The organism is Arthrobacter sp. TJ-178 (assembly GCF_058269275.1).
In genome coordinates this window covers 1-21,413 of the sequence record NZ_JBZCNK010000007.1, presented here as the reverse complement: position 1 = coordinate 21,413, position 21,413 = coordinate 1, and the positions used below count along the sequence as shown (strand labels likewise).

General features: G+C 64.6%; 17 protein-coding genes. 10 read left to right on the top strand and 7 right to left on the bottom strand.

Features of this window, described 5'->3' with window-relative positions:
• Window positions 1-470: 470 nt before the first annotated feature.
• From AC4D2Q_RS16480 to AC4D2Q_RS16470, 3 genes are all read right to left on the bottom strand, one after another.
• Window positions 471-2,336, bottom strand: coding sequence for an HNH endonuclease signature motif containing protein (locus AC4D2Q_RS16480; RefSeq protein ID WP_490947529.1), 1,866 nt, complete (start codon window positions 2,334-2,336; stop codon window positions 471-473).
• Window positions 2,337-2,539: 203 nt separating this feature from the next.
• Window positions 2,540-3,574, bottom strand: coding sequence for a polyphosphate kinase 2 (gene ppk2 / locus AC4D2Q_RS16475; protein ID WP_490947528.1), 1,035 nt, complete (start codon window positions 3,572-3,574; stop codon window positions 2,540-2,542).
• Between the two features lie 142 nt (window positions 3,575-3,716).
• Entirely contained in the window at window positions 3,717-5,744 is a 2,028-nt protein-coding gene (locus AC4D2Q_RS16470) for a S8 family serine peptidase (protein ID WP_490947527.1), read from the bottom strand.
• Window positions 5,745-5,954: 210 nt separating this feature from the next.
• Here AC4D2Q_RS16470 and AC4D2Q_RS16465 point away from each other — a divergent pair, with 210 nt between their 5' ends.
• Window positions 5,955-6,860, top strand: coding sequence for a GmrSD restriction endonuclease domain-containing protein (locus AC4D2Q_RS16465; protein ID WP_490947526.1), 906 nt, complete (start codon window positions 5,955-5,957; stop codon window positions 6,858-6,860).
• A 26-nt stretch (window positions 6,861-6,886) separates the two neighbouring features.
• Here the strand turns inward: AC4D2Q_RS16465 and AC4D2Q_RS16460 are convergent, their stop codons facing one another.
• Window positions 6,887-8,722, bottom strand: a complete 1,836-nt coding sequence (locus AC4D2Q_RS16460; RefSeq protein ID WP_490947525.1) for a glycoside hydrolase family 15 protein — start codon at window positions 8,720-8,722, stop codon at window positions 6,887-6,889.
• Between the two features lie 219 nt (window positions 8,723-8,941).
• Between AC4D2Q_RS16460 and AC4D2Q_RS16455 the strand changes: the two genes are divergently transcribed.
• Both AC4D2Q_RS16455 and cofE read left to right on the top strand, forming a co-directional pair.
• Window positions 8,942-9,946, top strand: coding sequence for a TIGR03557 family F420-dependent LLM class oxidoreductase (locus tag AC4D2Q_RS16455; protein ID WP_490927751.1), 1,005 nt, complete (start codon window positions 8,942-8,944; stop codon window positions 9,944-9,946).
• Window positions 9,947-9,951: 5 nt separating this feature from the next.
• The gene (gene cofE / locus AC4D2Q_RS16450) at window positions 9,952-10,830 is read left to right on the top strand and encodes a coenzyme F420-0:L-glutamate ligase (protein WP_490947524.1); all 879 of its coding nucleotides are present in this window, start codon (window positions 9,952-9,954) and stop codon (window positions 10,828-10,830) included.
• Here cofE and AC4D2Q_RS16445 read toward each other — a convergent pair.
• Genes AC4D2Q_RS16445 through AC4D2Q_RS16435 form a run of 3 tightly spaced genes read right to left on the bottom strand, consistent with a single transcriptional unit; the run spans window position 10,827 to window position 13,731 of the window.
• A complete protein-coding gene (locus AC4D2Q_RS16445; protein WP_490947523.1) occupies window positions 10,827-11,672 on the bottom strand; it encodes an ABC transporter ATP-binding protein in 846 nt (281 codons plus the stop codon). The genes cofE and AC4D2Q_RS16445 overlap by 4 nt on opposite strands.
• Window positions 11,669-12,709 carry a putative F420-0 ABC transporter permease subunit gene (locus AC4D2Q_RS16440; protein WP_490947522.1) on the bottom strand — a complete coding sequence of 347 codons (1,041 nt, stop codon included), beginning with the start codon at window positions 12,707-12,709 and terminating at the stop codon, window positions 11,669-11,671. The genes AC4D2Q_RS16445 and AC4D2Q_RS16440 overlap by 4 nt, the downstream gene beginning before the upstream one ends.
• A complete protein-coding gene (locus AC4D2Q_RS16435; protein ID WP_490947521.1) occupies window positions 12,706-13,731 on the bottom strand; it encodes a putative F420-0 ABC transporter substrate-binding protein in 1,026 nt (341 codons plus the stop codon). Before AC4D2Q_RS16435 ends, AC4D2Q_RS16440 begins: the two co-directional genes overlap by 4 nt.
• 398 nt (window positions 13,732-14,129) lie before the next feature.
• Here AC4D2Q_RS16435 and AC4D2Q_RS16430 point away from each other — a divergent pair, with 398 nt between their 5' ends.
• The 7 genes from AC4D2Q_RS16430 (at window position 14,130) to AC4D2Q_RS16400 (ending at window position 21,244) form a co-directional block, all read left to right on the top strand.
• Window positions 14,130-14,978 carry a nitrilase-related carbon-nitrogen hydrolase gene (locus tag AC4D2Q_RS16430; RefSeq protein ID WP_490927756.1) on the top strand — a complete coding sequence of 283 codons (849 nt, stop codon included), beginning with the start codon at window positions 14,130-14,132 and terminating at the stop codon, window positions 14,976-14,978.
• A gap of 62 nt (window positions 14,979-15,040) precedes the next feature.
• Window positions 15,041-16,462, top strand: coding sequence for a dihydropyrimidinase (gene hydA, locus AC4D2Q_RS16425; RefSeq protein ID WP_490947520.1), 1,422 nt, complete (start codon window positions 15,041-15,043; stop codon window positions 16,460-16,462).
• Window positions 16,463-16,474: 12 nt separating this feature from the next.
• On the top strand, window positions 16,475-17,491 hold the full coding sequence (locus tag AC4D2Q_RS16420; protein WP_490947519.1) for a TIGR03842 family LLM class F420-dependent oxidoreductase: 1,017 nt from the start codon (window positions 16,475-16,477) through the stop codon (window positions 17,489-17,491).
• A gap of 7 nt (window positions 17,492-17,498) precedes the next feature.
• Window positions 17,499-18,380: an ABC transporter permease gene (locus AC4D2Q_RS16415; protein ID WP_490947518.1), complete on the top strand. Its 882-nt coding sequence runs from the start codon at window positions 17,499-17,501 to the stop codon at window positions 18,378-18,380.
• A complete protein-coding gene (locus tag AC4D2Q_RS16410; protein WP_490947517.1) occupies window positions 18,377-19,192 on the top strand; it encodes an ABC transporter ATP-binding protein in 816 nt (271 codons plus the stop codon). Before AC4D2Q_RS16415 ends, AC4D2Q_RS16410 begins: the two co-directional genes overlap by 4 nt.
• Window positions 19,189-20,016, top strand: a complete 828-nt coding sequence (locus tag AC4D2Q_RS16405) for an ABC transporter permease (RefSeq protein ID WP_490947516.1) — start codon at window positions 19,189-19,191, stop codon at window positions 20,014-20,016. The genes AC4D2Q_RS16410 and AC4D2Q_RS16405 overlap by 4 nt, the downstream gene beginning before the upstream one ends.
• Window positions 20,017-20,080: 64 nt before the next feature.
• Window positions 20,081-21,244: an ABC transporter substrate-binding protein gene (locus AC4D2Q_RS16400; RefSeq protein WP_490927762.1), complete on the top strand. Its 1,164-nt coding sequence runs from the start codon at window positions 20,081-20,083 to the stop codon at window positions 21,242-21,244.
• Window positions 21,245-21,413 lie beyond the last annotated feature (169 nt).

The following is a 21,413-nucleotide window of genomic DNA, read 5'->3' as shown; positions in this document are numbered from 1 at the left end:
GACTGTCGTGCCCGCTCTGAGAATGCTGTGTCCCGAAGGCCCTGGCATCCACCTGCTGGTGTCTGCGTAAAGAGGGGTGCTGAGCTCTGCCGCAGTAATGTCCACCGGTCCCGGACCGTTGTTGGTCACCAACATGCTGATGATGCCCTCACCTATGTTCAGCCTGCGTTCATCGAGGGTCACCGTAAGCCCCGGGGGAGAGGGCGGAGTTGAGGACGGAGACGGGGGTGGAGCTGGAATTGCAGTTGCCGTTGGGGCGGGTTGACCGGATCCCGACTCTTGGGAGGTGTCTTGAGTACATGCGGAAACGGCTGGGCACGCAGCGAGGGCCAAAACTGAAACAGCGATCCACCGCCAACCAGGGCTCCTCCTCCTGGGAACGATATTGGAGGGGGCAGACTGTTGCTCAGCATGAATAACTGCCACACGAAAACATTAGATCCGGGAGGAATTCCGGGACAGACTGCGCCTCAGAAGGGCGGGGGAGTGTCGCCGTAATCGTAGGGACCGGGGTCGTCGGGTGATCCCCAAAGCGACGATGACGGCGGTCCTGAAGCAGTACCTGAGGCAGCGTCTGACACGCCCGTGACAACCCCTGGCATGCCGGTGGAGGGAGAACCGGAATCCGTGGCGGACCCCGAGGCAAGGTGAAGATGCGGTTCGGTGCGGTAGGTCCGGCCTCCCGGTGAGGTCCATTCGATAATGCCGGGTGAGTGCTGTCTGGCTTTCCAGAAGCCCCGGGTTTTGAACATGTGGTGCCGCCGGCACAGGTGTTCGAGGTTGTCATGATCCGTTGTCCCGCCATGGGACCAGGGTCTGGTGTGGTCGATCTCGGAAATCAGGGCATTGGTGCGGCAGCCCGGGAACCGGCAGGTACCGTCCCGTGCCCGCAGCCAACGTTGGAGCCCGGCCGGGACTTTCCGCCGGCGGCCGACCCGAAGGATCTCTTCGGTGTGCGGGTCGCGTTCCACCGGAGTCCACCGGGCCGCCTGCCGGGCGAGCCTGCGGGCTGTTTCGGCGCTGATCGGCCCGTAACCGTGCAGTTCCGCAGGATCCTCATCAGCTCCGAGGAGGCTTTCGGCGGTGATCAGGACCAGAATCTCTGTGCGGGCACCGGAACCGTGCCTGACGGGACGGTCCCCTCCACGGCCGCCCGACCTCTCAGCGTCATCACCGTTGTCTCCGTTGCTGCTGTTGCCGGCGTTACCGGCATCAGCAGGGTTTGTGTCACCGGTGCGGTTGATGTCCCGGCCGAGCCCATCGCCGAGTCCGCGACCAGTACTTTCAGCACTGTCCCGACTGTCAGCGGTCTCGTTCTCGCCCCGGACCCACGCGCCGTCACCCTCAGCGTTACCGCCCGGGTCTCCGGTTCTGCCGCCGCTGGTCAGCAGGTCCGCAAGGATGTCGGCACGCAACTGATCCACGGGACGGGGGTCCCCGGCAGCCTGCTCACCCCGGGCCGCAACACTGAGCTGCGTATAGATCGCCTGCGCTCTCTGCGCCGGAAGAAATGCTGATAACCAGGACATTCCGTCAGTGTCCGGCTGCAAACACACCCGGCGGGTTTCGAACGCGTTTTTGTGCCGGACCGGAATGGTCTCCGGATACCGGGTTTCGCGCAGCCGGCGGGCTTTGACCCGGAACTGCGCCAGGGTCAACGCCCCGTCATGCTGCCCGGCCGCCGTCAGCAGATCCTTCTCGAATCCGGGCAGGTCAGGGGCAGGAATGTTCTGGGACTGCTCCAGCACGGTCTGCACGTGCCCGTAACCGAGTGTTCCCGCTTCCAGGCGCTGCAGGGTGGCCGTGTGGGTGTCGCAGAGGGTTCCGGCGTCCATCATGAGCATCTTCGCGGTGCCGGTGGGCAGGTGCAGGATCGCTGCTGCTTCCTCCGCGGCGAGACTGAAAGCCAGACCCGGATCCAACTGCCGGTCTTCATTCGATCCGGTTTCCGGCAGGAAGCCGTTCCGGAAGATCCCCTCCAACCGGTTCAGGACCCTGGCCTGCTGCGCCTGCGCCCACCGGACAAGGTGATCCAACCGTGCCAGGACGGCACCGGCTTCATCCTGGTCAAAGACTTCAACACCCTGCAGAGCCAGGCTGCCGGTGAACCCGTCCCTGTAGCGGGAATAGTCCGTGCTGGTGAACGCTGCGGCTTCGCTTTCAAGTGTGGCCGGGCACGAACGGACTTCACCTCTGCCGGGCTCAACGGAGTAGACGGACAGGCTGCGCGCCGGTGCTGTCCTGCCACCTGCGCAAACATCACCTACGCAGGCACCACCGCCACTTCCACCCGCGCCGGCCGGTGCGTTCCCTGAAGAAGATCCGTGCTGATCCATGTCCTCAGGCTTTCACCCGCCACTGACATTCCCGACCCGAAAACAGCTCCGAAAGACCCAAAATCGGCCCTGTCGGTACGGGCCGAATACCCGTCTTTTTCGGCACTCCGGACAACCGTATGGACTGCCACGCTGCCACTCTGCCAGAACTGCCGCTCTGCCCCTGACTTAGGGACACCCCTGCCGCCAGAACAGGCCTGCCTTTATCCGTTCGGCTTGACCACAGGGAAGCGGCCGCTGGGCTCTTCATCTTCTTCGAAGTGGCTGGCTGCCGACCCAACAATCAGCGGATCGGGCGCATGTGCAACCGAGGTGTCCTTATTCGGATAGTTCACGCTGTGCAGCACAAACCGCATGGCTTCCAGCCTGGCCCGTTTTTTGTCATTGGACTTCACCACAGTCCATGGCGCATCACCGGTATCCGTATAAAAGAACATGGCCTCTTTGGCTTCGGTGTAGTCATCCCATTTGTCCAGACTGGCAAGGTCCGTGGGGGAGAGCTTCCACTGTTTCACGGGGTCTGTTTCGCGGGCGGCAAACCGTGCGGCCTGCTCCGCACGTCCCACGGAAAACCACAGTTTGTTGAGCAGCACCCCCGAATTCACCAGCATGCGCTCGAGTTCGGGCACTTCGCGCATGAACTCCAGATACTGGGCAGGAGTGCAATATCCCATGACACGTTCCACACCGGCCCGGTTGTACCAGGACCGGTCCATCATGACGATTTCTCCGCCGCTGGGAAGCCTTGCCACATAGCGCTGGAAGTACCACTGGGTGCGCTCTGTGTCGGTGGGCTTCTCAAGCGCCACTATCCGGGCGCCACGGGGATTCAGATGTTCATTGAACCGCTTGATCGCCCCGCCCTTGCCGGCGGCGTCACGGCCCTCAAAGATGAGGAGCATTTTCTGGCCGCTTTCCTTCACCCAGAGCTGCATCTTCAGAAGCTCTATCTGCAGGGCGCGTTTTTGTTTCTCGTAACTGCGCCGGCTGAGCTTCTTGTCATACGGGTAATTGTGCCGCCAGGCTTCGCCGTCGACACTTTCAGTGATTTTCTTGCTTTTAATTTTCAGCTCGCGCAGCTCATCGAGTTCGCTGGCGTAGTCCGGCGTCAGCGCCACCTGCTTGTCCTGATCGGAGGAATCCAACTCGGACGCCTTGGAAACCTCCCGCTCTTCCGACTTCTCGGGCAGCTTTTTGTCTTCTGCGGTGGCGGTGACGGTGGTCTTGTTCGTAGCCATAAATATCTCCTGCACGCGGACGGTGATTAATGAATCTACGTCGCCGCGGGAAGGCAGGGAAGAGCTGCCGCCCCGGGACCTCGGGGCGGCAGCAGTCCGGAGAATGGAATCTTCCCCATAGATATTGACGTGCGACGGCGGATTACGCGCCGAACTTCGCGGAGAAACGGTACATGAACGCCGCCATCGCATCACGGTTCACCGGGCTGAGGGGATGGAAGGCACTGGTACCGTTCCCCGCCTGCCAGCCGGTGGAGATACCTGCAGACGCCAGCCAGGAAATCTCCTTGTAGAACTGATTGTTTTGAGCCACGTCCGTAAACGGAGCATTCGCAAGGGGAGTTTCTGCCGGACTCTGGTTGCCCCGCACTTCAGCAAAGCGGTACATAAAAGCGGCCATGGCGTCACGGTTAACCGGTTGCAGGGGCCGATAGGTTCGGGAACCGTTCCGCTCCGCCCACCCGGTGGAGATGTTTTCTTCCGCCAGCCAAGTGATTTCTTTGTAGAAAAGATTGTTCGGCGAGACATCCGCGAACGGTGACACCTGCGGCGGCGTGAAGTCCGGGCTGCCGGCCAGCCGGTACATGAACGCAGCCATCGCATCGCGGTTGACGGGCCGCAGAGGTCGGTACGTCCGCGTTCCATTGGCCTCGACCCAGCCGGTGGAGATGCCAGCGGACGCCATCCAATTCATCTCCACGGAGAACAACATGCCGTGCGGCACATCTGTGAAGGGCGGTGCCTGCGCAGCGACCATGGACACTGCAGCAGCAGCGTCCAGCAGCTTCGGGCCGCAGTAGGGTTTACAGGTTCCCGGCAGGGTCCGGGCCGTTTCCTTAAGCGCTGCTTCCACCTGAGCGGGAGTCAGTCCAGGATTTGCGGCCAGCAAAAGGGCCGCTGTTCCGGCCACATGCGGAGCAGCCATGGATGTTCCCTGATAGAACTCGTAGCTTTCGGCAGCAGGGACCGAAGCGCCGCTGTTCAGCGTGGAAAGGATGCCGTCGGATTCGCGCTCAAAAGTGCTTCCGCCCGGAGCCATGAGGTCCAGCTGCGGACCATAATTCGAGTAATCCGCGCGGGACCCGTTCCGGTCAGTGGCACCCACTACGACGACGTTCCCGCAGTTGGCCGGCTGGCTCCGGCCGGCGGAAATGCCGTCATTGCCGGCTGCCGCCACTACGACGGCGTTCCGGCTTACGGCGAAGTTGATCGCGTCCTGCATCGATTGGGAGCAGGTGCTCACCCCGCCCAGGCTCAGGTTGATGACCCGGGCAGGGGTGGGATTCACGGCCAGGTCAGGCAGCTCGCCGCCGGCCGCCCAGATGATGCCGTCGGAAATATCGGACATGTAACCGCCGCAGGTGCCCAGTGCCCGCACCGGGAGGATCCGGGCTCCCGGGGCCATGCCGCTGATGCCCACGCCGTTGTTCGTGCTGGCGGCAATAATTCCGGAGACATGCGTGCCGTGCCAGGTCGACGGGCTGCCCACCGTCCGGCCGCATCCGCCGTCGGGATACCAGTCGCCCTCGTCCTGCGGGTCGGCGTCGCGCCCGTCGCCGTCCCCGGCCATTTCCAGGTCGGAGATGACGTCCGCCCCGGGCAGCAGCTGCCCCTGGAGGTCAGTGTGCGAGGTGATGCCGGTATCCACCACGGCCACCACCTGGCCTGCGCCGGTGGAGGCAGCCCAGGCCGCCGCCGCGTTGGCTCCGCCGCCGGTGCCCGTAAGGCTCCACTGCTGCGGATACAGGGGATCGTTCGGAGCCGCTGCGGCCGGCTGCAGGAGGACGTCTGGTTCCACAAACTCGACGTCGGGATTGGCGGCCAGGATGCTGACGACGTCGGCGGTTTCCTCTGCGCTGAGCGTCCGGTCCACTGCCACTACGGTTGCGCCGGCAGCGGTCTGACGCAGCTCGGTCACGGCAGCGCCCAGGGGAACGCCGGCTTCCATATAGGACTCGGCCCGGTCAGCAGCGGAAGGTGCGGCGCGGTCGGCAAACTTCACGACGAAGCGGTTGGTTCCCGCCTGCTGCCCGAAGTCGGCGGACGGCGGCTGGTCAGCATGGCTGAGCGCGGCGGCCGGCGAGGCCATCAGCATGCCGCCGGTCAGAAAGAGGACAGCTGCCCCGGCCGCGGTGCGGACCCGGACACGGGCACCAAAAATCTTCGCCAAAAAGTGTTCCTGTTCAAACGGAGACCGGCTGAGCAACGTTCAGCGGGTAAATAGACGGCGGCTTTTGCCGCGCATGCTGACTCTATCCCGTGGAATGACGAACTCCCCGAAGTACCTGCAGTGCCAAACCAAAGTGTCAGTTTGTGTTGGAGTCCCGCAGCGGGGAGCCGGTGAAAATGTGCCGGAATTCTTCATTCATAATGAATATTGATGATTTCTCTACGCACCAAGATTCTGTCCCTCGCCGCACTGCCCGCATTGTTGTTCGGTTCCGTTTCCTGCACTCCGCTGACGGAGTCCGGCCCTGATTCCGGAACAGGACCCGGGCAGTCGTCGGTCCAGGAGGTGGCAGCAGGGTCCGCGCTGGAGCAGCTGGAAACTCTTCCGGTCAAGGGACGTGCCCCCAAGACGGGCTATGACCGGGACCAGTTTGGCCCGTCCTGGGCGGACGTGGACCACAACGGATGCGACACCCGCAACGACATCCTGGCCCGGGACCTCACCGCCGTCATCTTCAAGGACGGCTCCAAGGAATGCGTGGTGGCCTCCGGCACCTTCGCCGATCCCTACACCGGCACGACCATCAACTTCACGCGCGGCAATGAAACCAGCACTGCCGTCCAGATTGACCACATTGTGGCGCTGTCCGACGCCTGGCAAAAAGGCGCCCAGCAGCTCTCAGCTGAGGAACGGCGCCAGCTCGCCAACGATCCGCTGAACCTCATGGCCGCGGACGGTCCGGCGAACGGTTCAAAGTCGGATGCCGACGCCGCAAGCTGGCTGCCGCCGAATAAAGCCTTCCGCTGCGAATACGTGGCCCGCCAGGTTGCGGTCAAGTCCCGCTACCAGCTGTGGGTCACCCCGCCTGAGCACGAAGCGATTGCCGGTGTCCTCTCCACCTGCCCGGACCAGCCGGTTCCCGATGCGGGCGCGAGCGCCGCAGCCGCCGCGGAAGCTGCCCCGGCGGTGCCCGAAAGGGAGGTACCCGAAAGCGCTCCGGTCTACGCGAACTGCGCGGCCGTGAAGGCTGCCGGAGCGGCGCCCATCCGTTCCGGTGACGCGGGCTGGGACCCCAAGTTCGACGGCGACGGAGACGGTGAGGGCTGCACGTCCTAGTCGGAGGGCACCCCGCCGAACCGGAGCTACCGGCCCTCGCTGTCCTGGAGAGTGAGCGCCGCGGTGATCAGCGCAAGATGGGAGAGCCCCTGCGGGAAGTTGCCCAGGAACGCATGGTCCGCCTCGGCGATCATCTCGGTGAAGAGGCCGACGTCGTTCGCCAGCGGAACCAGCTGGTCCATGAGTTCCACCGCTTCTTCCCGCCGGCCGACATGGGTCAGTGCGGAGACCATCCAGAACGCGCACGCCACGAAGGTGCCTTCCTCCTTTTCGGCACCGCTGTAACGGTAGAGCAGGGGTCCGCGGCCAAGCTCTTTCCGCAGCGCATCGAGGGTGGAACTCATCCGCTCCCCGCGGTCGAAGCCGCTGATTGCGTGCAGGAGGATGGAGGCATCCAGCTTGTCTGATCCCGGATACCAGACGTAGCTTCCGCGTTCCTCGGACCAGCAGTTGTTCCGGACCCACTCCGCAATCCGCTCTTTCTCCGCCCGCCACCGCTTTCCGGGACCGGGCATCTGTCCCAAATCCGCCAGGTGCGAGGCGCAGCTGAGGGCATGCCAGCAGCCCAGCTTGGATGTGGTGTAGTGCTGCTCGTCATACAGTTCCCACATCCCGGCGTCGCGCTTTTGCCACGTGTCGCAGGCGAGGTCAGCCAGATCGGCCAGCAGCCGCCCGGTGCCCGTATCCAGGACATGGCCGGCGTCGACATAGAGCTGAACAATATTGAACAGGTCGCCAAAGACGCCCATCTGCAGCTGGGATGCCGCATTGTTGCCGCGGACCACCGGCCCGATCCCGCGCCAGCCGGGCAGGTCCAGCTCCTGGGCTCCTTCAGCCCGGTCTCCGTTCAGAGCCGTGAATACCTGCAAGTCCTTCCCCTGGCTGCGGATGTTCTTCAGCATTCCGGCGACGGCGGCATGGACCTCCTCGCGCAGGCCGAACCGGATCAGGGCATTGAGGGTGTACGCCGTGTCCCGGACCCATGCGTAGCGGTAGTCCCAGTTCTTCCCGCCGTTCAGGCTCTCCGGCAGCGAGGTCGTGGCGGCAGCGGCCACAGCGCCGGACGGACTGTGGATCAGCAGCTTCAGCGCCAGCGCGCTGCGCTGTACAGCTTCGGACCACGGCCCGTCATAGGTAAACTCCCGCATCCAGCTCTGCCAGTTGGCGATGGTGCGGTCGACGCCGGCATCAACGGTCTGCGCATCCGGCAGTGCCAGCGGCTCGTCATAGGTGGAGACAACAGCCACCAGGTGCCGGGAACCGGGGGAGGTGGTGAAGGATCCGGCAATGCTGCGGTCCGAGACCTTCTCGCTGCCGTGATGAAGTCCGCGGACGCCGATGGTGGTCTGCTGGGCATGAAGCACCGGTCCGTGGGCCGTCTCTTCCACCCAGGGCGATGCGGTACCGAAACAGTTGCCGGGTATCACGGCCCAGCGCATCCGCACCGTGCCGGCCACACCCTCCACCCGCCGGGCCAGCTCGCCCCAGGGCAGGCGCCCGGCAACGCCGGTATTGAGGGAATCGGTCACCCGGACGGTTCCGGATGAGGTGCTGAAGGTGGTTGTCAGGACGTTGGATCCGTCCACGTAGGCCCGCTCCACCGTGAAGTCCTCCTCCGGACGCAGCTCGATTCGGCCGCCGTCGTCGGCATCCAGCAGTGCCGCGAACGAGGGAACCGAATCCAGATCGGGGGTGGGGTACCAGTCCACCGAACCGTCCAGGGCCACCAGTGCGACCGTGCGTCCGTCCCCGATCGCCGCGTAGGAGCGCAGGTCCGCATACCCGTCGGTGCGGGACTTAGGGCCAGCCGTGTTTGATGTCGGAGCGTCAGGGTGTGACGGCGGAGAGTTCTTGGCAGTCATTGCGGCCTTCCTCTGTCATGCCTGTAAAGCAGGTCCGGTCCTTCCATCCTAGGGGTGCTGAAAAAGGGGTGCTGAAAATCGGCTGCGGTCCTGCCGGCCGCAAACCGGACACGGCCGTTAGGATGGCTTCAACGTTCCGGCAGATCCGGAATCCGTTGCCTTATTGCACTGGAAACAATTGTTTTCCTTTTCGAAATGTCTCGCTGTCAGGATCGGAATATGACTTCTTCATTAACCATCGGATATGCAGCAATGCTGGAGCAGTTCCACCCCACGGAAGCGGTGGCACTTGCTGAATATGCCGAAAGCAGGGGATTTTCCGGCGTCATGGCCGCGGATCATTTCCAGCCGTGGGTTCCCGCCCAGGGCCAGTCCGCTTTTGTCTGGAACGTCCTGTCCGCTTTGGGGGAACGCACCAGGGGTGACATTGGCCCGGGCGTCACAGCTCCCACTTTCCGCTGGCATCCGGCCATGGTGGCGCAGGCTTCGGCCACCCTGGCGGCCATGTATCCGGGCAGGCACTGGCTGGGCCTGGGCTCCGGAGAGGCGCTGAACGAGCACATCACCGGACAGTACTGGCCGGAAGCACCCGAACGCATCAACCGCATGTTCGAAGCGATTGAGATCATCACCAAGCTCTTCACGAACTCGCTGGCCGGCAAGGACGTGCGCCACAAGGGTGAGTTCTACAAGATGGAATCCACGCGCCTGTGGACCATGCCGGAAGTCGCCCCGGAAATCCTGGTGGCCACCGCCGGCCCGGTGACGGCCAAGCGCGCCGGACGCCACGCGGACGGACTCATCACGGTGGGCGCTCCGCTGGAAAAGATCGGCATGCTCTTTGAACGGTTCGACGCCGGTGCCCGCGAGGCCGGCAAGGATCCGGACACTATGCCCAAAGTCCTGCAGCTGCATATGAGCTGGGCAGAGACCGAGGAAGAGGCCCTCACCAATGCCATGGTGGAATGGCCCAACGGCGGCATGAAGTTCCCCAAGGGAGACATCCGTTCACCGTTCGAGCTGGAGCAGATGGCCAAGCTGGTCCGCCCCGAAGACTTCGAGGGCCGGATGATCATTTCCAGCGATCCGGACATCCACCGCGCCTACATCCAGAAGTTCGTGGACCTGGGCTTCGACCGCATCTACCTGCACAACGTGGGGCGGAACCAGCGCGAATGGATTGATGTCTTTGGCAGCAGCGTCCTGCCCGCGCTGAAGCGCTGACCTCCATGCGCGGCATCACGCTTTTCACCCTTCCCGGCATCGGCGAAATTGCGCCGGGCACCGATCTGGCGGCGGTCATCCTGGCCGCCGCCGGGTCGGCTCCCGGCACTGAACTGCAGCCCGGGGACATCCTGGCGGTTACGTCAAAGATTGTCTCCAAGGCCGAGGGACGCCAGATCGCCGCCGGGGACCGTGAACAGGCAATCACCGATGAAACCGTCCGGGTGGTGGCCAGCAAGGTTCATCCCGGCGGCGTGACCCGGATTGTGGAGAACAAGCTGGGCATCGTGGCCGCCGCAGCCGGAGTGGACAACAGCAACACCCCCGACGGAACGGTCCTGCTGCTTCCGGTGGATCCGGACGCCTCGGCCCGCGCGCTGTGTGCCGCGCTGCGCCGGGAACTGGGGTTCGACGTCGGCGTCCTGATCACCGACACCTTGGGCCGCGCTTGGCGGGAGGGACAGACCGACGCCGCCATCGGTGCCGCAGGCATGGATGTCCTGATGGATTTGCGCGGAACGGCCGACAGCTTCGGCCAGCAGATGAAGGCGACCATCACCGCGGTGGCGGACGAAATCGCCGCAGCCGCGGACCTCGTGAAGGGCAAAACCAGCCAGTGCCCGGTGGCGGTGCTGCGGGGCCTGCCGGAACTGGTGCGTTCCGAACCGCCCGCGGGCGCCGATGAGGGTGCACGGGCACTGGTTCGCGCCGCGGACACGGACATGTTCCGTCTCGGCAGCGCCGAAGCCTGGCGGGAAGGTTACGCCGCAGCCTGCCGCGACGCCGGGCTGCCGGTTCCGGCCTGGCTGAACCCGGGTGCCGGCGATGAAACCCTTAATCCTGCAGCCGGCGGGTTCCGGCAGGAGGCCGAAGGAGCAAACTAGGTTTCCACCGCTTCCACCGGCAGGGACAGGGCGATCAGCGGACGACCCGTTCCGGGATGCACCAGCACATGCGCCTGCACTGCGTAGACCTCGCGGATCAGTTCGGCGGTGAGCACGGTGCGCGGATCGCCGGCGGCCACCACCGTGCCCCCGGAGAGGACAATGACGTGGTCGCAGTGCGCAGCGGCGTGGGTGAGGTCGTGAAGGGCGGCGACGACGGCGATGCCCCGGCCGGCCAGCTCCCGAAGCAGATGCAGGGTGGTCAGCTGGGCGTACGGATCGAGGTGGTTGGTGGGTTCATCCAGCAGCAGGAGCTGCGGGCGCTGCGCCAGCGCGCGGGCCAGCTGCACCCGCTGCCGCTGCCCGCCGGAGAGTTCGGAAAACATCCGGTCCGCCAGATCAGGAACACCCGCGGTGTCCAGCGCCGCCAGCACCTCGGACTCGTCCTCGCTGGTGCCGAATCCCAGCAGCGGCCGGTGCGGCATGGTTCCCAGCGCCACTACGTCCCGCACGGTCAGCGGGGAGTCGGTGCCGGACTCCTGCTCGGCCAGGGCAGCAATGCGGGCACGTTCGCGCCTCGGCCGGTGCAGCAGGTCCCGTCCCTCCCACAGCACGGTTCCGGCGCGCACCGGGATGACCCCGGCGAGCGCTCGCAGCAGCGTGGACTTTCCGGCACCGTTGGGCCCCACCAGCGCTGACAGGGCACCTGCCGGAACCGTGCAGTCCACGCCGTCCACCACCAGCTTTCCGCCAAGCTGCACTTCCACGCCGGCAGCCTGCAGGGACGCCTCACGCAGCAGATCAGCCCTTGCCCCGGCCCTTCCCTCCGCCACCGGGCTCATGCTCCGCCCTTCCGCCGGGCCAGCACGTAAGCAAACACCGGCGCACCAATAACGGCAGTCACCACGCCGACGGGAAGTTCCCGGGGCTCAAACGCGGCGCGGGCCGCGGTGTCCGCCCAGATCAGGAAGACGGCGCCGAGCAGCGCCGACAACGGCAGCAGGGCACGGTGTCCCGGCCCGGCAATCAGCCGGACCACGTGCGGGAACACGAGTCCAATGAAGCCGATCGATCCGCTGACGGACACCATGGCTCCGGTCAGCAGTGCCGTGGCGGCGAGCATGCTCCAGCGCACGGCCGGAACGTTGATGCCCAGGGCGGAGGCGGAGTCGTCCCCGAACGCGAACCCGTCCAGCAGGCGGGCCGTGGCCAGCAGCGGAAGGCCCACCAGCACCAGGGCTCCGGCGGCGATTCCCGCACTGGACCATGTGGTGCCGCTGAGGGAACCGAGCAGCCAGCCCAGGATGTTCCGGTAAGAATCCCCCGTGGCCGTCCAAAAGATCACCAGGCTGGTCAGGGCACTGCCCAGGGAAGAGACCGCGACTCCGGCCAGGACTGTTCGGGAGGGCGTCAGGCCGCCGGCCAGCCTGGCCAGCAGCAGGGTGGCGGCCAGAGCAGCCAGCGCGCCGATGAACGCCGCCAGCGGCAGCAGCAGCTGAGCCCCGAGCAGCACCACGCAGACCGCGCCCAGGGAAGCGCCCGAGGACAAACCCAGCAGATACGGATCTGCCAGCGCGTTGCGGGTCAGTGCCTGCATCACTGCTCCGCTGACAGCCAATCCGGCGCCCACCGCTCCGGCGGTCAGGACGCGCGGGAGCCGCAGCTCCCAGATAATCCCGTCCTGCAAAGCGGACAGCGGACTGGTGCCGAGGCCGAGATGGGACAGGATGGACCGGAACGCGTCCGCCACGCTGATATCCGCCGGACCAACAGTTGCCGCGGCGGCCACGGAAAAGACCAGGGCTGCGGCCAGCACCGCCGTCGCCGGCCCTGTGCGGAACCGGCGACGTGATGAGGGTCGGAGACGGACTGTGGTCACGGAAGCGTCGAGAGCTGGTCGGCGAGGTCCGCCACTGCTTCAGCATTGCGGACACCGGCCTCTCCCGCCGCGAAGGGAAGGATCAGATAGCGGTTGTTGATGACGGCGTCCATGCCCGCCGTCGCCGGATTGGACTTCAGGAGCTCCTTTTTGGATTCGGCCGTATTCCGGTCCGCGTCCACGAGCACAATCACATCAGGGTTGGCCGCCACCACGGTCTCCCAGCTCAGCGATGCCCAGGATTCCTGCACGTCGGCGGCAATGTTCTTCAGCCCCAGCTCCTCCATCATCATCTGCGGAGCGCCCAGGCCGGCACCGGCGTAGGGGGTGTCGCGGCCGGAGGAAAACCAGAAGGCGGTGCGCCCGTCACCGGCGGGTTCGACGCCGGCCAGCACCTCACGCTGATCAGCAATCAGCTCCGCGGCGGCATCCGGTGCGCCCAGAAGTGCGCCGGCTTCGGTGATGTCGTCAAAAACGGATTCAAAGGTCAGCTTGCCCGGGGCCCCTTCTGCGCGGCAGGCCGCGGGAGACACGTAGCTGCTGATGCCCAGTGAGGCCAGGAAACCGCGCTCCCCGGCAGCGTCGGCGCTCAGGTTGGATTCCCAGCCTGCGTAAATGAAATCCGGTTCACTCTCCAGCACCACTTCCTGTGACGGGGCGGCATCGGACAGGGACGGCAGCTCTTCGGCCGCTGCCGCCATGGATTCCGGAACCGGTCCGTCCAGGAAAGCCGTCCCCACCACTTTGCTGCCCAGGCCCAGGGCCAGGACCGTCTCCAGCGAGGTGGATTTGATGGTCACGATGCGTTCGGGCGGCGCGGTGAGGGTCACGGTGGTGCCGCAGTTGGACACGGAAATCGGGTACGACGACGCCGGGCCATCCGCGGTGCTGCTCACTCCGGGAGTGCCGGATTCGGAACTGCCGGCGGCATCGGCCGGGGCCGCGGAATCGGAGGCCGCGGAACAGCCGGCCAGTGCGGCGGCCAGAAGCAGGGAAAGGGCAGGCAAAAGGGATCGGTTCATAGTTCCTCGTCAGTGGGGCGGAAGAGCGGAGGGATCTATGGTCCAAATCCAGACCAGTGCTACCGGCCATTTCCGGCCGGTGATCTTTCGACTAAACGCTAGCATCTCTTTGTTTCCGTTACGTTCCTTCTCTTTCTCCGGATATTCCCGGAGAATCAGGGGCCAATTCAGAGCCATTTCAGGGCGATATAAGACCGAATCGGTACGCAACGGTTTCAAAACAACATCTCAAAACCCTTGCCAGTTCCGGATGAGGAGCGAAGGATGAATCCACACCGCGGAAAAGGCGATTTTTAACGCCGCGGAAATGTTGGGGAAATATTCAGCCCAAAGACTGGGAACGGCCCGTCAAACGGCCGATCGGAACTGCGGCGCACCTGCCGCTACAAGGAGGCACAATGACAATCGTCCGCACAGCCCTGACCCAGACCACCTGGACCGGGGATGAAGAATCCATGGTTGCCAAGCACGAGGAGTTCGTCCGCAAGGCAGCTGCCGAGGGCGCCCAGATCATTTGTTTCCAGGAACTCTTTCACGGTCCGTACTTCGGAATCGTGCAGGACAGCAAGTACTACGACTATGCGCAGAAAGTTCCGGGACCCCTGACGGAACGGTTCTCCAAGCTCGCCGCCGAGCACAACATGGTGATCATCCTGCCCGTCTATGAAGAAGAACAGCCGGGTGTCTACTACAACACCGCAGCGGTTATCGATGCTGACGGAACCTATCTGGGCAAATACCGCAAGAACCACATTCCACATGTGGAGAAGTTCTGGGAGAAGTTCTACTTCCGGCCGGGAAACATGGGCTGGCCGGTGTTCGAGACCGCCGTCGGCACCGTAGGCGTGACCATCTGCTATGACCGGCATTTCCCGGAGGGCTGGCGCGTCCTGGGGCTGAACGGTGCCCAGCTTGTCTTCAATCCGAACGCCTCCAAGCCAGGGCTCTCCAACCGGCTCTGGGAACTCGAGCAGCCCACCGCTGCTGCCGCCAACGGCTACTACGTGGTGGTCCCCAACCGGGTAGGCAGCGAAACCAATGAATTCGGCGAGGAAGCGGTGGACTTTTACGGCACCTCCTACATTGCCGACCCCCAGGGCAACTACGTGGGAGAACTGGGGAACCGCCACGACGAGGAACTGATGATCCGCGACCTGGACATGGACCTGGTCCGCACCGCCCGCAACAACTGGCAGTTCTACCGAGACCGCCGGCCGGACGCCTACACGCCCATCACCAACCCGTAACGGCCGGTTCCATCGGCCGGTTCTTCGCAGGAAAGAAGTCTTAGTTCTATAAGGGAGTCGTTTTGAGTACAACACTGATCACCGGAGGAACAGTTGTCACCTCCACCGGCCGCAGCGAAGCGGACGTCCTCATCGACGGGGAAAAGATCGCGGCGGTACTCGCCCCCGGATCCACCCTGCTGGGCCATGACCTTGCCGGCTCCGTGGACACGGTCCTGGATGCCAGCGGCAAATATGTCATTCCCGGCGGCATTGATGCCCATACCCACATGCAGATGCCGTTCGGCGGCACCGAAGCCTCCGACACCTTTGAAACCGGCACCCGCGCCGCCGCCTGGGGAGGCACGACGACGATCGTGGACTTCGCGATCCAGCGCTACGGCGAGCGGGTGATGGACGGCCTGGCGGCCTGGCACGAGAAAGCGGCGGGGGAGTGCGCCGTCGACTACGGATTCCACCAGATTGTGGGGGACGTCAATGATGATTCCCTCAAGGCCATGGAGGGGCTCATTGATGAGGGTGTGTCCAGCTACAAGCTGTTCATGGCCTATCCGGGTGTCTTCTACAGCGATGACGCACAGATCTACAAGGCCATGCGGGTGGGAGCCGAAACCGGCCTGATGACCATGATGCACGCCGAAAACGGACCCGCCATTGACGCCATGGTCACCGAACTGCTGGCGCAGGGCAAAACCGATCCCTACTACCACGGGGTGGCACGCGCCTGGCAGATGGAGGAAGAGGCCACGCACCGGGCCATCATGCTGGCCAACCTCACCAACGCTCCGCTGTATGTAGTGCACGTTTCAGCAAAGCAGGCAGTGGAGCAGCTGGCGGCCGCCCGGGACAACGGCCAGAACGTGTTCGGGGAAACCTGTCCGCAGTACCTGTACCTGAACATGGAGGACCAGCTCGGCGCCGACGGGTTCGAGGGAGCCAAATGGGTGTGCTCCACGCCGCTGCGTTCCAAGCACGAACACCATCAGGACCACATGTGGCAGTCGCTGCGCACCAACGACATCCAGATGGTGGCCACCGATCACTGTCCGTTCTGCATGAAGGGGCAAAAGGATCTGGGCCAGACGGACTTCTCGAAGATTCCCAATGGCATCGGCTCTGTGGAGCACCGCATGGACCTCATGTACCAGGGCGTGGTGGATGGGAAAATCTCGCTGGAACGCTGGGTGGAGATCACGAGTACGACGCCGGCGCGCATGTTTGGCATGTACGGCGCCAAGGGCGTGATCGCCCCCGGAGCCGATGCCGATGTCGTGATCTATGACCCCAACGGCCACACCTCGATTGGAATGGAGAAAACCCATCACATGAACATGGATTACTCCGCCTGGGAGGGCTATGAGATTGACGGGCACGTGGACACGGTGCTGTCCCGCGGACGGATCCTCATCAATGACAACGAGTACCTCGGTTCCAAGGGCCACGGCCGGTACGTCCGCCGGGCCCCCAGCCAGTACCTGATCTAGGAGCGGAACAGCATGGAATTTGGCGCAGTACTGCAATGCAATCCGCCCGCAGCCCGAACCGTGGCGCTCGCGAAAAGGGCCGAGGAATACGGATTCGATTACGTCTGGACGTTCGACTCGCACATCCTGTGGCAGGAGCCGTACGTCATTTACAGCCAGATCTTGGCGCAGACCCAGAACATCAAAGTGGGCCCAATGGTGACCAACCCGGCCACCCGTGACTGGACGGTAACTGCGTCCACCTACGCCACGCTGAACTCCATGTACGGCAACCGGACGGTGTGCGGCATCGGCCGCGGCGACTCCGCTCTGCGGGTGAGCGGCGGATCGCCCACCACGCTGAAGACGCTCCGCGAGGCTATCCATGTGATCCGCGAGCTGGCGAATTCCCGTTCGGTGGAATACAACGGCCGGACCCTCCAGTTTCCGTGGAGCACCGGTTCGGAGCTGGAAATGTGGGTGGCCGCCTACGGGCCGCTGGCGCTCAAGCTCACGGGCGAAGTGGGGGACGGTTTCATCCTGCAGCTGGCGGATCTGGACATTGCCGAATGGATGATCAACACCGTGCGCTCCGCGGCGGCCGCTGCCGGACGGGATCCAATGGCCATCAAGTTTTGCGTGGCGGCCCCTATGTATATAGGGGACGACTGGGAGCACATGCGGGACCAGTGCCGCTGGTTTGGCGGAATGGTGGGCAACCATGTGGCGGACATCGTGGCCAAATACGGTGCCGACGCCGCTGTGCCGCAGGCTCTGACCGATTACATCGCCGGGCGGGAGGGTTACGACTACAACGAGCACGGACGGGCCGGAAACACCCACACCGCGTTTGTTCCGGACGAGATTGTGGACCGGTTCTGCCTCATGGGCACCGCCGAGCAGCACATGGAAAAGCTGGAGAAGCTCAAGGCGCTGGGGGTCACGCAGTTTGCCGGCTACCTCCAGCATGACAACAAGGAGGAAACCCTGCGGGTGTACGGCGAGAGCATCATCCCGGCGCTGCGCGAGCACGTGAGCGCAACCGCATGAGCAGCGCATGAGTTCGGCGGCGGGGCCGGCGGCCCGGATCGGGTGGGCCGCCGGCGGGGTCCTGGCCCCGGTGCTGCTGTGGGAAGGGTACAAGTTTGCCGGGCCCGAAAACGGCGTGAACCTGGCCGGGCTGCCGCTGCTGCCGCGGACCTCTGACCTGGCCATGCCGCACCTGTGGACCATGCTGGCGCGGCTGGCTGAACCGGCCACCTCGGCTGCGGGGGCGCCGCCCCTGTGGGCCGCAGTGCTGCAGGCGGCGGCGTTCACCCTGGGAATCGCGGCGCTGGGATGGCTGATCGGAGTAGTGGTGGGCACCGGTCTGGCGATGGTGATGCAGCGGTTCCGTTCCGCCGGATCGGCCCTGCTGCCGTGGATCATCCTGAGCCAGACCGTGCCGCTGATCGCCATTGCTCCGCTGGTGCGGCGCTGGGGATCCCAGCTGGAGGTGGGATCCTTCACCTGGGAAAACTGGATGTCGGTGGCGGTCATCGCCTCCTATCTGGCCTTCTTCCCGGTGGCGATCGGTGCCCTGCGCGGATTTTCCTCTCCGGCAGCCAGCCACCTTGATTTGATGCACAGCTATTCCGTGGGCTGGTGGCGCAGCTTCCTGTTCCTCCGGCTTCCCGCCAGTGTTCCGTTCCTGCTTCCCGCCCTGCGCCTTGCCGCAGCAAACGCCGTCATCGGCGCCGTGGTGGCGGAAGTATCGATCGGGCTGAAGGGCGGGATCGGCCGGATGATCGTGGAATATGCGGCCGCCGCCGGCGGGGATCCGGGCAAACCCTGGGCACCCATTTTCGGGGCAGTCCTGCTGGGGCTGGCTGCCGTCACTGCCACCACAGTCCTGGGACTGTTCCTGCACCGCTACCGCAGAGGAGAACAAGCATCATGAGCGGACCAGTTGAACCGGCGGTGGAAGTCCGGGACGTTCATCGGGTGTTTTCCACGAACCGCGGGGCGGTCACAGCGTTGGAAGCTGCCAGTCTGAGCGTGGCGCCGGGGGAGTTCGTCTCCCTGATCGGGCCCTCGGGCTGCGGCAAGTCCACGCTGCTGCGTTTGATCGCTGACCTTGACGAGCCCACCAGCGGAACCGTCAGTGTGTTTGGCCGCACCGCACGCCAGGCCCGGAAGGAACAGGCCTACGGCATCGCCTTTCAACAGGCCGGGCTGCTGCCGTGGCGGAGCGTCCGGGCGAATATCGAACTGCCGCTTCAGCTTCACGGGGCCGCGGTGCCCGCCCGCCGTCACCGCGTCGACGAGCTGCTGGACATGGTGGGTCTGGCCGAGTTTGCCGATTCCTTTCCGGACCAGCTCTCCGGCGGGATGCAGCAGCGCGTGGCGATTGCCCGGTCCCTGGCCGAAAGTCCGCGGCTGCTGCTGATGGATGAGCCGTTCGGCGCACTGGATGAGATGACGCGCGAACGGATGCAGAACGAGCTGGTGCGGATCTGCGCGGAAACGGGAGCCGCCGTCGTTTTTGTCACCCACTCCATTCCGGAGGCGGTGTTCCTGTCCGACCGCGTGTTCGTGATGTCCGCCCGGCCGGGACGGATCAAGGACGTGCTGCCGATCCGGCTGGGAGCCGCGGAGGAGCGCGGCGAGAACCTGCGCGAAGAAACCGCCTTCTATGCGGCCATCACCGCGGTGCGGGAATCCCTGCACGGCACTGAAGTGGCCCAGGTGCGCGGAGTGGAGACACGGTGACGGCGGTGGAGCCCGCAACGCTTCCAACAGCGCCGGCCGCTGCGGGAGCCACGTCACCGGCACTGCTGGGCAGGGCACTCGACGGCGGGAAGCAGGCCGCGCTGCCGCTGCTGCTGGGTGCCGCGGCGGTCCTGCTGTGGCAGGGCGCGGTGAGCCTGTTCGCGGTTCCGCCGTTTGTCCTGCCGGGCCCCTTTGCCATCGCCGCTGAATTCGCCGCAAACCTCGGCAACATTGCCTCGGCCTCGCTCGTCACCGGAACCAACGCCCTGGCGGGCCTGGTGGCCGGGGCAATCATCGGTGTGCTGGCCGCCGTCGTCGCCGCCTTCCTCCCGGTCTTTGACCGGCTGGCCGGGCCCACGGTGACGGCTCTGTCCGTGGTGCCGATCGTGGCAGTGGCTCCGGTGCTGTACACAATGTTCGGTGCCGGCGAGGAAGCGCCGCGGCAGATCGTTGCGGGGATCGCCGTGTTTGTCCCGGTGTATGTGAACTCGCTGCGCGGATTCCGGCAGGTCCTTCCGGTGCACCGGGACCTGATGCGCTCCTATGCTGCGGGCCGCTGGCAGGTCACCCGGGCAGTCACCTTGCCCAGTGCAGTGCCCTATATGTTCACCGGGCTGCGGATCGCCTCCTCGCTGGCAGTGATTTCGGCCCTGATTGCCGAGTACTTCGGCGGTCCGGTGGGCGGGCTGGGCAAATCCATCACCTCCGCCGCTGCCGGCAGCAACTACACGCTGGCCTGGGCCTACGTGCTGGGCGCCGTCGTCGTCGGCCTGCTGTTCTTCGGCGCAACCGCAGCACTGGAGAAATACAGTTCCCGGCACTAGCTCCATTCGGCGCACGCTGCCGTTCATCGTTCCGCTCACCCGCTTACCCACTGGAGGCAATGAAATGGCACATGGAAGAGAAACGGCACATGGAAAACGCATCCGCACGGCCGCAGCGGCCGGAACCGCTGCAGTACTGGTCCTGGCCGGCTGCGCCTCGGGCAGCGGGGCGGCGGACGACGGCGGGGAAGCCGAGGGGCTGACCCCGGTCAAGCTGCAGCTGCAGTGGTTCGCGCAGGCACAGTTTGCCGGCTATTACGCGGCACTGGATCAGGGGTTCTTTGAAGACGAGGGCCTGGACGTGGAGATTGTGGAAGGCGGAGCGGACATCGTGCCGCAGGACGTGCTCGCGTCCGGGGACGTGGACTATGCAATTTCCTGGGTGCCAAAGGTCCTGGGATCGATCGAGCAGGGCGCCAACATCACCGACGTGGCGCAGATCTTTGAACGCAGCGCCACTTTGCAGGTGGCCATGGCAGATTCCGGGATTGACGGGCCGGAAGACCTCGCCGGAAAGAAGGTGGGCTCCTGGGGCTACGGCAACGAATGGGAGCTTTTCGCCGGGATGAAGGATGCAGGGGTTGAACCGGGGGATATCGAGCTGATCCAGCAGGCCTTTGACATGAACGGCTTCCTGTCCGGGGACATCGATGCAGCGCAGGCCATGACCTACAACGAATATGCCCAGGTGCTGGAGACCGTCAATCCGGACACGGGGGAGCTGTACCAGCCCGAGGACCTGAGCGTTATTGACTGGAATGACGAGGGATCCGCGATGCTGCAGGACGCGATCTGGGCGGACGCGGACCGGCTGGCCGATGATTCCGAGTATCAGGAGACCACCACCGCGTTCATCAAGGCAGCGATCAAAGGCTGGATCTATGCGAAGGACAATCCCGAGGATGCGGCCCGCATCGTGACCGAGGCTGGATCCACCCTGGGCCAAAGCCACCAGCTGTGGATGACGAACGAGACCAACAAACTTATCTTCCCCTCCACCAACGGCGTAGGCATGATTGACGAGGCAGCATGGAAGAACACGGTGGACATCGCCATGGGTACACAGAATGAAACCGGCGCGACCATCCTGACCACCGAACCGCCGGAGACCGCGTACACCAATGAGTACGTTCAGAAGGCGCTCGCCGAGCTGGAGGAAGAGGGCGTGGACACCAAGGGCGCGGATTACCAGCCCGTGGAAGTTTCCCTGGCTGAGGGCGGAAACTAAGCCCCGACGACGGCGGCCGGCAGCCTAAACCGCCGGCCGCCTCCGGCCTTCGCCGGCCGATTTGCGCCGGTCCCCAACCCCGTGTAGAGTCTTCTAAGTCGCCGCGGCCGGGAGTTGCAAAACATCCTGAGCATGGCGGCCAAACCCCACCAAAAACATTCTGGTGATC

Bases quoted from the DNA above. Each gene is read 5' to 3' on its own strand.
- cofE (WP_490947524.1), top strand. From the start codon at position 9,952: ATGCGCGGCATCACGCTTTTCACCCTTCCCGGCATCGGCGAAATTGCG.
- AC4D2Q_RS16400 (WP_490927762.1), top strand. From the start codon at position 20,081: ATGGCACATGGAAGAGAAACGGCACATGGAAAACGCATCCGCACGGCC.
- AC4D2Q_RS16455 (WP_490927751.1), top strand. From the start codon at position 8,942: ATGACTTCTTCATTAACCATCGGATATGCAGCAATGCTGGAGCAGTTC.
- AC4D2Q_RS16445 (WP_490947523.1), bottom strand. From the start codon at position 11,672: ATGAGCCCGGTGGCGGAGGGAAGGGCCGGGGCAAGGGCTGATCTGCTG.
- AC4D2Q_RS16460 (WP_490947525.1), bottom strand. From the start codon at position 8,722: ATGACTGCCAAGAACTCTCCGCCGTCACACCCTGACGCTCCGACATCA.
- AC4D2Q_RS16420 (WP_490947519.1), top strand. From the start codon at position 16,475: ATGGAATTTGGCGCAGTACTGCAATGCAATCCGCCCGCAGCCCGAACC.
- AC4D2Q_RS16430 (WP_490927756.1), top strand. From the start codon at position 14,130: ATGACAATCGTCCGCACAGCCCTGACCCAGACCACCTGGACCGGGGAT.
- AC4D2Q_RS16465 (WP_490947526.1), top strand. From the start codon at position 5,955: ATGATTTCTCTACGCACCAAGATTCTGTCCCTCGCCGCACTGCCCGCA.
- AC4D2Q_RS16480 (WP_490947529.1), bottom strand. From the start codon at position 2,336: ATGGATCAGCACGGATCTTCTTCAGGGAACGCACCGGCCGGCGCGGGT.
- AC4D2Q_RS16435 (WP_490947521.1), bottom strand. From the start codon at position 13,731: ATGAACCGATCCCTTTTGCCTGCCCTTTCCCTGCTTCTGGCCGCCGCA.
- ppk2 (WP_490947528.1), bottom strand. From the start codon at position 3,574: ATGGCTACGAACAAGACCACCGTCACCGCCACCGCAGAAGACAAAAAG.
- AC4D2Q_RS16415 (WP_490947518.1), top strand. From the start codon at position 17,499: ATGAGTTCGGCGGCGGGGCCGGCGGCCCGGATCGGGTGGGCCGCCGGC.
- AC4D2Q_RS16410 (WP_490947517.1), top strand. From the start codon at position 18,377: ATGAGCGGACCAGTTGAACCGGCGGTGGAAGTCCGGGACGTTCATCGG.